This is a genomic window from uncultured Marinobacter sp., from assembly GCF_963974375.1.
Taxonomy (GTDB): domain Bacteria; phylum Pseudomonadota; class Gammaproteobacteria; order Pseudomonadales; family Oleiphilaceae; genus Marinobacter.
This window is the reverse complement of sequence record NZ_CAXBDN010000409.1, coordinates 1-2,276: the sequence shown is the minus strand read 5'-3', so window position 1 is coordinate 2,276 and position 2,276 is coordinate 1. Positions and strand designations below refer to the sequence as shown.

3 protein-coding genes are annotated in these 2,276 nt (G+C 59.8%); 2 read left to right on the top strand and 1 reads right to left on the bottom strand.

Annotated features, from left to right (window positions below; all coding sequences use genetic code 11):
* Both AAC035_RS20800 and ssb read left to right on the top strand, forming a co-directional pair.
* Positions 1-541: MFS transporter (locus AAC035_RS20800; protein ID WP_339807027.1), on the top strand; the 541-nt coding region annotated here is incomplete at its 5' end.
* Positions 542-610: 69 nt separating this feature from the next.
* Positions 611-1,156 (top strand): single-stranded DNA-binding protein, encoded by a 546-nt coding sequence (ssb, locus tag AAC035_RS20795; RefSeq protein WP_339807026.1) that lies wholly within the window; start codon positions 611-613, stop codon positions 1,154-1,156.
* 82 nt (positions 1,157-1,238) lie between these two features.
* On the opposite strand, the gene ntrC is transcribed toward ssb, so the two are convergent.
* Positions 1,239-2,276, bottom strand: a 1,038-nt coding sequence (gene ntrC, locus AAC035_RS20790; RefSeq protein WP_339807025.1) for a nitrogen regulation protein NR(I), incomplete at its 5' end; no start/stop codon positions are given.

Genomic DNA, 2,276 nt, shown 5'->3' with positions numbered 1-2,276 from the left:
CTCTGGTGCCGTGGCGCTGCTGATTGCAGCGACCGCAGGACTCTGGCAGGCGGACACCTCGCTGCTGGTTGCCTGGCTGGTGCTTTTCTTCTTTTTCATGGCGTTCAACCTGCTGGAGGCGTCCCTGCCGTCACTGGTCAGCAAAGAGTCCCCGGCCGGCGCCCGTGGCACAGCAATGGGCGTGTATTCTACCTCTCAGTTTTTCGGAGCCTTCCTGGGGGGCGCGCTGGGTGGCGTGATGGCCGGCCTGTTCGGTGCCGGTGGTGTGATTCTGTTAATGTTGGTGGTACTGGTGATCTGGTTGTTACTGGCGCTGGGCATGCCCTCACCAACCTATACGTCCAGTTTTATGGTTTCGCTGCAGCAAATGGCGCCAGAGGACGCAGGCGCCGCCGACCGGGCGCTGCGTCAGGTACCGGGAGTCAGGGACGTGGTCGTTATACCTGGCGAAGATACGGCCTATCTGAAAGTGGATCGCAAGCAATTTGACGAGGCTCTGCTTTTGGATGTTCCTTTCGTGCGTCCCGCTGCGTTATCCTGAACCACTGTTTTTTATGAGAGCCGGCCACGGAATGTCGGCCAGTCACTGTTTAAAGACCGGGAGCAAATCATGGCACGAGGTGTGAACAAAGTAATTCTGATCGGTAATCTGGGCCAGGACCCGGAAACCCGGTATACCCCAAACGGCAACGCCGTGGTCAATCTCAGTCTCGCCACGGATGAGAGTTACAAGGACCGTCAGACCGGTCAGATGGTTCCGAAGACTGAATGGCACCGTATTGTGATGTTCGGCAAAATTGCCGAAGTGGCAGGCCAGTACCTGCACAAAGGCTCCAAGGTGTATATCGAAGGCAAGCTGCAAACCCGCAAGTGGACCAACAAGGAAGGTCAGGACGTCTATACCACAGAGGTGGTGGTAGACATCAACGGCCAGATGCAGATGCTGGACAGCCGTGGTGGTGAAGGTGGCGGCGCCAGTCAGGGCGCCCCGGCCGGCCGGCCACAGCAGTCAGCACCCCAGCAAGCGGCTTACGGTGGAGCGGCCGCTGGAGGCGCAGCCGGCGGTGCTCAGGGCGGTGGCTACAGCCAGCCTGCGGGTGGTCAGGGCAATATGCCTGACCCGGTAGATGATTTTGATGATGATATCCCGTTCTAAGACGTGCAGTCCGCTGGTCCGAGGTCGGGCCATAACCACAAAAGCCGGGCATTTTGCCCGGCTTTTGTGGTTCAAGGGGACCTCAGCCTTCCTCGATCTCTTCCGCTTCCATGCCCAGTTCATTGATTTTCCGGGTCAGGGTGTTGCGTCCCCAGCCCAGCAGCACGGAGGCGTCCCGCCGTCGGCCGCCGGTATGCTTCAGGGCGGTTTCGATCATGATTCTCTCAAACTCCGGCACCGCGCTGTCCAGAATGCCTTTGCGCCCACGGCGTAATTCCTGATCGGCCCAGTTGCGCAGGCCTTCCTGCCAGGTCTGGCCGGTGGTGGGCGTATCCGCCTGCTGCAGGAGTTCCGGCGGCAGATCGTCGATATGAATTTCCCGGCCGCTGGCCATCACGGTCAGCCAGCGACAGGTGTTTTCCAGCTGGCGGACATTGCCCGGCCAGGGCAGGGTGGTCAGGTACTCTTCTGAATCCGGCCGCAGTATTTTCGGCTCAACGGCCAGTTCGGTTGCTGCACGCTTTAGGAAGTGCTGCATCAGTCGCGGGATGTCCTCACGACGTTCGGCCAGCTTGGGCAGATGTACCCGAATCACGTTCAGGCGATGAAAGAGGTCTTCCCGGAAGGTGCCGGCGATCACCAGTTTTTCCAGGTCCTGGTGAGTTGCAGCAATGATACGCACGTCCACCTTGATGGGGGTGGTGCCGCCGACCCGGTAGAACTCGCCATCTGCCAGGACACGCAAAAGCCGGGTTTGTGTATCGGCAGGCATGTCACCGATCTCGTCAAGAAACAGGGTGCCGCTGTTCGCCTGTTCAAATCGACCTTGCCGGGTCGCGCCGGCGCCGGTAAAGGCACCTTTTTCATGACCAAACAGTTCGGATTCAATAAGGTCCTTTGGAATGGCCGCCATGTTAAGGGCAATAAACGGATGGCTGGCCCGGGGGCTGTGGTTGTGCAGCGCCTGGGCCACCAGCTCTTTGCCGGTTCCGCTTTCGCCGTTGATGAGCACGGTGATGTTGGAATGGGAAAGACGTCCGATAGCCCGGAAAACCTCCTGCATGGCCGGCGCTTCGCCGATGATTTCCGCCGTGCGGGGCGTGTTGTCCGGGGCTGGCTC

Bases quoted from the DNA above. Each gene is read 5' to 3' on its own strand.
- ssb (WP_339807026.1), top strand. From the start codon at position 611: ATGGCACGAGGTGTGAACAAAGTAATTCTGATCGGTAATCTGGGCCAG.